General features: G+C 72.5%; 4 protein-coding genes and 1 pseudogene. 2 read left to right on the top strand and 3 right to left on the bottom strand.

Going from position 1 to position 7,324, the window contains the following annotated elements; translation table 11 throughout:
* Positions 1-754: pseudogene (locus G3I53_RS03800) on the top strand (hypothetical protein); the annotation flags it as partial.
* 171 nt (positions 755-925) lie between these two features.
* On the opposite strand, the gene G3I53_RS03795 reads toward G3I53_RS03800, so the two are convergent.
* Positions 926-1,759 carry a PIG-L family deacetylase gene (locus G3I53_RS03795; RefSeq protein ID WP_164334051.1) on the bottom strand — a complete coding sequence of 278 codons (834 nt, stop codon included), beginning with the start codon at positions 1,757-1,759 and terminating at the stop codon, positions 926-928.
* A 1,043-nt stretch (positions 1,760-2,802) separates the two neighbouring features.
* On the opposite strand from G3I53_RS03795, the gene G3I53_RS03790 reads away from it, so the two are divergent.
* Positions 2,803-5,028, top strand: a complete 2,226-nt coding sequence (locus tag G3I53_RS03790; RefSeq protein ID WP_164334050.1) for an MMPL family transporter — start codon at positions 2,803-2,805, stop codon at positions 5,026-5,028.
* Positions 5,029-5,168: 140 nt separating this feature from the next.
* On the opposite strand, the gene G3I53_RS03785 is transcribed toward G3I53_RS03790, so the two are convergent.
* Positions 5,169-6,623, bottom strand: a complete 1,455-nt coding sequence (locus tag G3I53_RS03785; RefSeq protein WP_164334049.1) for a HAMP domain-containing sensor histidine kinase — start codon at positions 6,621-6,623, stop codon at positions 5,169-5,171.
* Positions 6,620-7,321, bottom strand: coding sequence for a response regulator transcription factor (locus tag G3I53_RS03780; protein ID WP_164334048.1), 702 nt, complete (start codon positions 7,319-7,321; stop codon positions 6,620-6,622). Before G3I53_RS03780 ends, G3I53_RS03785 begins: the two co-directional genes overlap by 4 nt.
* Between the last annotated feature and the right edge of the window lie 3 nt (positions 7,322-7,324).

The raw sequence follows: 7,324 nt of genomic DNA, 5'->3' as shown, positions 1-7,324 counted from the left end.
CTGCGCGGTCGGCGCCGCCGCGGAGTGGCCGCCCGCGCACACGGCGCTGCTCGTCCTGACCGTCCCCGCCGCCGCGGCCCTGCTGGCCGCACGGGTCCCGCGCGCCGCCGTCCCGGTCGAGGCCACGGGTGCCTGCGCGGCCTTCCTGGCCGTCGGGCTGGCCGTCACCGACCCGCCGGTGCTGGCGCTCGTCCTGGCCCTGTGCGCAGTGATCGCCGCAGGGACCGCCGTACGCGCGGACCGACGCCAGGCCGGGTACGTGGCCGCCGCGCTGTTCCTGCTGGCCACCTGGGTGCGGCTCGGGTCGTGGGTTGTGAGCACCCCGGAGGCGTACACCCTGCCGGTGACCGTCCCGGCGCTGGTCGTGGGCTTCCTGCGGCGCCGCCGGGACCCGCGGGCCTCGTCGTGGTCGGCCTACGGTCCCGGCCTCTCGGCGACGCTCGTGCCGAGCCTGCTCGCCGCGTGGGCCGACGCGGACTGGCAACGCCCCCTGCTGCTCGGCACGGCGGCCCTCGCCGTCACCCTGCTCGGCGCGCGCCACCGCCTCCAGGCCCCGCTCGTCCTCGGCGGCGGCGTGCTCGTGCTGGACGCCCTGCACGAACTCGCCCCCTACCTGGTCCAACTGGCCGGCGTCCTCCCCCGCTGGCTGCCGCCCGCGCTCGCCGGACTGCTGCTGCTCGTCGTGGGCGCGACCTACGAACAGCGCATCCGGGACGCCCGGCGCGCACGGGAGGCACTGGGACGGATGGGCTGAGGAACGGCCACGGCGGTGGGGGCGGTCACAGCGGACGCGGAGGCCGGTACCGACCGACGGATCGGAGGCCGACCGACCGACGGATCGGAGGCCGGTCCCGACCGAGGGAGGCGGGCCGCTCACGCCCCGTCCGTCCCCCCCCGGGCCTCTCGGCGGGGCCGGACGGACCGGTCAGCGCAGTCCGGCGAAGAGGTCGTTCTCGGGCATGGGGGCGCCGGTCGGGTCCTGGACCCGCACGAAGGTCTCCACGCCCATCAACTCGGTGAACCGCTCCTTGCCCATCTTGAGGAAGAAGATGTTCTCGCCCTGACTGGCGTGCGCGGCCAGCGCGTCGAACTTCCGGCCGCTGAACGCCGTGGTGTCCACCCAGGTGGTGACCTCGTCGTCGGGCAGCCCGATGTCGGCCATGGCGTCGGCCTCGGCGGGATCCGGCTCCGGCAGGTCCTCCTGGAACTCGCGCATCGCCTCACCGAACCGCCGCAGCCCCGAGTGGGGCATCGTGGTCCAGTACACCTTCGGCGTCAGCCCGGTCATCTCCAGCGCCGCCATCGTGATGCGGTGGGCCTGGATGTGGTCCGGGTGACCGTAGAAGCCGTTCTCGTCGTAGGTGACGACCACATCGGGCCGGTAGTGCCGCATGAGGTCCGCGAGCCGGGCGGCGCCCTCCTCCACCGGGGTCCGCCAGAAGGACCCGGGGGCGTCGTTGCTCGGCCAGCCCATCATCCCGGAGTCGGCGTACCCCAGCATCTCCAGCTCGCCGACCCCCAGGACGTCGCAGCTCGCCTCCAACTCCCGGCGGCGCATCGCGGCGACCGCTGCCGGATCGTGCCCGGGATCACCCGGCTTCACGCCCCCCGGCCCGTCACCGCAACCGCCGTCGGTACAGGTGACCAGAACCGTGCGGACGCCTTCCGCCGCGTACCGGGCGAGGACCCCTCCGGTCCCGGTGGCCTCGTCGTCGGGATGGGCGTGCACTGCCATGAGCGTCAAGGGCCGGTCAGCCATGGGAACAGTCCTCCTGCGAAGTTGCTAAGTCCTGGTTGATAAGTCCTGGTCGAGCAGCGTGGCGGGCGTACCACCGTCTGCGCCCCGGATCCGGGTGGGGCGGACGATCCGGAGATCTCCACGCGTCCACGCCCGCACGGCTCCGGCACCTCGGTCGATGCAACAGCACTGCCCGGACCGGCTGTTCCCGGCCTGCGCCGTTCGGCCCATGGGGGGCCCTCCCACGACGAGCGGGACACGGACGCGACGCGCTCGCTCCGCGTCGGACAGGACCGACAACCCGGGACTCCCGCGGGGGCACTTCTGAGGCCGGCAGTTGCCTGCCATCTCAAGGAAACGCCTTCCACGATCCGGGGCAGTGCGGCACCATGAAACTGCTCCCATCGACGGGGGATGGGGCGCCGCGCACGCCTGCCGTGGACCCGCCATCCTGGCGCGTGCGATCACCGGTGTCCCATGAATGACGGCCAGTCCTGTGGCCGTAAAAACGCGTGGGTGTCGGGTCGGAGCCCGAAGCTCCGTCGACAGGAAGGGATCCGGCGCATGGCGAGCGCTATCGACCCGTGAGGGCGGGGCCGCTGCTCGGCCTGGTGTCAGGGTCTCCTGGTACCCGTCACAGTGGCCTGTCCATGGATCGGCGTGATCGTCGTCCTCACTCCCCTCACTCTCTTGTGCTGCGTAGTCATGCCCGGCGTGTGGTCCGCGAGCCCGTCTCGCCGGCGTGACGCCCGGGTCATGGTCGAGCTGTTGCTCGGCTCACCCAGGCGGGAGCGGCGGTGAACGGCATTCGATGGGGCCGGGCGCCTCCACGACGCCGGTGAAGCGGCGCAGGAGCAGGCACGGACTCAGCACGTACGCACGGGACTTCGGCACGCGCGTGACGACGAGGACCGTGCCTGCCGTGTGCTCGGATCGAGTCGGGCTTTCCACCGTGGACTCGTTCGGCCACCCGGCCTGAGCACCGCACTAACAGTCGCCTCAGGTTCGCTCGCTAGGAAGTCGGCGTCCAGAAAAGCGAGCGACCCGTATGCAGGAGGCTAGTGATGGCAGTCGACGCGGTGCCGTCCGGGAGAACGCCGGGCGGCCGGTTGGCAGGCCGGTGGGTGCCATGGTTGGTGATCGGCTTGTGGCTGGTGCTGGCGGCGGGCATGGTGCCGCTGAGCGCGAAGTTGAGCTCGGTCACCACCGACAGTGCCGTGGACACCTTGCCGGCCAGTGCGGAGTCCACCAAGGTGGCGGTGCTGGAGGACAGTCTCCCCGGCGGTGAGGACAGCACGTTCGTCTTCGTGTACCACCGCGACGACGGCCTGACCGACGCCGACCGCGCGACGGTCGAGCGCCACTACGACACCCTGGCCGAGCAGTACCCGCCGAAGGCGACGGCGGCGTCCGGCGAGACCGGCACGAACGATGAGGCCGCCAAGAACGACGAGGACGGCGAGGACGGCGAGGACGGCGAGAGCTCACCGGCGCAACTGTCCACCGACGGCAAGGCGATGGTGTTCACCCTCGACGTGAGCAAGGAGTACGGCCCACCGGAGGAGATCGTCGGCCCGCTGCGGGACGCCGCGAAGGACCGCCCCGCCGGCCTGGAACTCGACGTGACCGGCCCGGGCGCGATCGACGGCGACATGGATGCCGTGTTCGACGGCATCGACGAGCAGGTCCTCCTCACCACCCTCGCCGTCGTCACGCTCCTGCTCATCCTCACCTACCGCAGCCCGGTGCTGTGGATCATCCCGCTGGTGGCCGTCGGCGCGGCCGCACTGACCTCGATGGGGACCGTCTACCTCCTCGTCAAGGGCTTCGGCATCGTCGTCAACGACCAGAACTCGGCGCTGCTGACGATCCTGGTGTTCGGCGTCGGCACGGACTACGCGCTGCTGCTCATCGCCCGGTACCGGGAGGCGCTGCACCAGCACGAGAACGTCCGGGTCGCGATGGTCCACGCGCTGCGCGGCGCCGCGCCGGCCATCGTCGCGTCGGCGGCCACCGTGGTCGCCGGCCTGCTGTGCCTGCTCGTCGCGGACCTGAACAGCACCAGCGGCCTGGGCCCGATCGGCGCGGCCGGCATCCTGTGCGCGCTGGTGGCCATGCTGACGCTCTTCCCGGCGGTGCTCGTCGTCCTCGGCAGGCGGATCTTCTGGCCGGCCGTCCCGCGGTTCAGCACGACCGTGGAGGAGAAGCGGGGGCTGTGGGGTCGGCTCGGCACCGCCATCAGCCGCCGCCGGTGGGTGGCGACGCTCGGCTCGCTCGGCGTCCTCGGCGTGCTCGCCCTCGGACTGGCGGGCAACACCGGCGCCCTGCGGGAGCAGGACCAGTTCCTGTCCCCGCCGGAGTCGGTCACCGGCTTCACCGTTCTCCGCGAGCACTTCCCGGAGCTCGGCGGCCAGCCGATGACGGTCTTCGCGCGGCCGGCGCACCAGAAGCAGGTGCTCGACGTCGTCAAGGACACTCCCGGTGTGGCCATGGCCGTCCCGGAGCAGACCACCGGTGACTGGGCCGGCATCTCCGTGTTCCCGGAGGACGCGCCGGACACCCCCGCGGAGTACGACACCATCAAGCGGGTGCGGACCGCCGTGCACGCGGTGAGCGGGGCGGAGGCGATCGTCGGCGGGCCGAGTGCGGAGAACCTCGACACCGAGGTGACCACCCGGCACGACGAGAAGCTGGTGATCCCGCTGGTGCTCGTCGTCGTCCTGATCATCCTCGGGCTGCTGCTGCGCGCGGTCCTGGCCCCGCTGGTCCTGATGGCCACCGTCATCGTCTCGTTCGCCGCGGCCTTCGGCGGCAGCGTGTTCGTCTTCGACACGCTCCTCGGCTTCAAGGGGATCGACCACTCGGTGCCGCTGCTGGCCTTCCTGTTCCTGGTGGCGCTCGGCATCGACTACAACATCTTCCTGGCCAGCCGGGCCCGGGAGGAGACCGTGCGGCTCGGCACCAGAGAGGGCATGCTCAAGGCCCTCTCGGCCACCGGTGGCGTCATCACCTCGGCGGGCCTGGTCCTGGCGGCCACGTTCGCGGTCCTCGTCACCCTTCCGCTGGTGATGATGATCGAGCTCGGGTTCCTGGTCGCCTTCGGCGTGCTCCTCGACGCCCTGCTGGTGCGGTCGGTCCTGGTGCCCGCCCTCACCCTGCTGATCGGCGAGCGGATGTGGTGGCCGAGCCGGCTGTCCCGCCCGGCGGCGGAGCCGCCGGCCGGCCACCAGCCCCGACAACAGCCCCGACAACCCCTCGCCGACGACGAGGAGTCCGCGCTGCAACGGTGAGTGCGGCGGCACGGACGAGATCCGGGACGGGGCCACAGCCCCGTCCCGGATCTCTTGCATACGGCTGAGGGCGCCGCCCTACTGGGCTCAGGCGCCGCACCACCGGGGCGGGTCAGCGCGTACGGAGCGGCGAACGTCGGTCAGCGAGTGCCGGTGTCCTCCCCGGAGGCGGCGGGCGCGACCGGGGCAGGCGGGTCCGCGGCCGGCAGGTCGAGCCGAAGCAGCGCGCCACCGCGGGCGGAGCGGGCGACGGTGGCCCGGCCGCCATGGGCGTCGACGACCCGCTGCACGATCGACAGCCCCAGACCGGACCCCGGCAACGCGCGAGCGCTGTCGGCACGGTAGAACCGGTCGAACACCCGCGGTACGTCGGCCGCGTCGATGCCCGGCCCGGCGTCGTCGACCTCGAGCACCGCCGACGCGCCCTCGGCACGGAGCCGGACCCGGACCGGCTGGTCCGCGGGGGACCACTTGCCGGCGTTGTCGATGAGGTTGAGCACCGCTCGCTCCAGCGCGGCGGGACGCCCGCTGACCCACACGGAGGTCACGTCGAGCGCGACCTCGATGTCGGGCACGCGGGAACGCGCCCGGGCCGCGGCGGCGGCCACCACGTCGGCGAGGTCGAGCAGCTCGGTGCTCTCGTCGCTGACGTCACCACGCGCCAGGTCGGTCAGCTCGGCGACGAGGGTGCTCAACTCGGCCACCTGGGCGCCGAGATCGTTGAGCACCCGGGTTCGGCTCTCCGCCGGCAGGGCGCTGTCCAGGGTGCCGCGACGGTCGAGCCGCATCAGCAGCTCGACGTTGAGGCGCAGGCTGGTGAGCGGGGTCTTCAGCTCGTGGGCGGCGTCCTCGGCGAGCAGCCGCTGTGCCCGCCGGGACTCCCGGAGCGCGGCGAGCATGTCGTTGATCGACTGGATCAGCCGCCGGATCTCCCCACCGCCCTCGTCCGGGATGTCGGCGTCCAGCTCCCGGGTGTGCGCGACACGCACCGCGGCGGCGGTCAGCCGGTCGATCGGTGCCAGCCCGGTCCGCGCCACGGCCCGCCCGACAAGGCCGCCGCCGGCCGCGCAGAACAGCCCGATCAGCAGCATGCCGAACCCGAACCGGTTGACCGGGCCGTCGTCGACGGCGCGGGCCACCTGGACCGCGCCGTCGCCCGCCCGCAGCGTGTAGATGCGGTAGCCGTCCTCGTCGCTGTCGTCCGACTCCATCAGGTCGGCCGACGCGCCCTCCGCCACGCGCTCGGCGTCTTCGCTGACCGGGGGAAGCGAGGGCTGGCCGGCAGGCGTCCGGACCGATCCGTCGGGCAGGACGACCCGCACCAGCCGACCGGATCCGGGATACGGCGACAGCTGGACCTGCGCCGGCCCCTCGCGCTCCGCGTTCGCCGCCAGGACGCGGGAGTCGGCGCGCAGCTGGTTCTCGGCGGTGTCCCGCAGCTCCCAGTCCAGGAGCTCGCTGGCCACCTGGAAGGCCCCGAACACGCTGACCGCGATGGCGGTCGCCGCGATCACCGTCAGCCTGGTCCGCAGGGACCGCCGGCGCCACCATCGGGTCAGCCGGCGCGGTTCCCGGCCGGCGGCGGACCTGCTCATGGAGGAGTCTCCCGGAGCGTGTATCCCAGGCCGCGCAGCGTGTAGATCAGTCGCGGCTCCCCCTCGGCCTCCATCTTGCGACGCAGGTAACTCACGTACACCTGGAGGTTGTTGGCGGTGGAGCTCATGCCGAAGCCCCACATCGCCTCGAACAGCGCGTCGCGGGTCAGGACCCGGGTCGCGTTGCACACCAGCACCTCGAGGAGGGAGAACTCGGTCCGGGTCAGGTGCAGCGGCCGGTCACCCCGCCACGCCTCGAACCGGTCGGGATCGAGCCGGACGTCGGCGTACGACAGGATCTGCGACGCCTCTTCGGTCGGCGTGCGCCGACGCAGCAGGGCCCGCACCCGGGCCAGCAACTCCTCGGTGGCGAACGGCTTGGGCAGGTAGTCGTCGGCGCCCGCGTCCAGCCCCGCGACCCGGTCGGAGACCTGGTCACGGGCGGTCAGCATCAGCACCGGCAGATCCCGGCCCGCGGCCCGCAATCGCCGGCAGGTCTCCAGCCCGCCGAGGCGCGGCATCATCACGTCGAGGAGCAGCAGATCCAGCGTGTCACCGCCGGCCCCACCGGCCCCACCGAACTCGTCGAGCACGGCGAGACCGTTGGAGACGGTGCTGGTGTCGTACCCCTCGACCTGGAGCACCCGCTCCAGCGAGTCACGGATGGCCGGGTCATCATCCGCGATCAGTATCCGCACGCC

Source organism: Streptomyces sp. SID14436 (assembly GCF_010548465.1).
GTDB lineage: Bacteria > Actinomycetota > Actinomycetes > Streptomycetales > Streptomycetaceae > Streptomyces.
The sequence above is the reverse complement of the archived record's forward strand: the minus strand, read 5'-3'. Positions and strand labels throughout refer to the sequence as shown.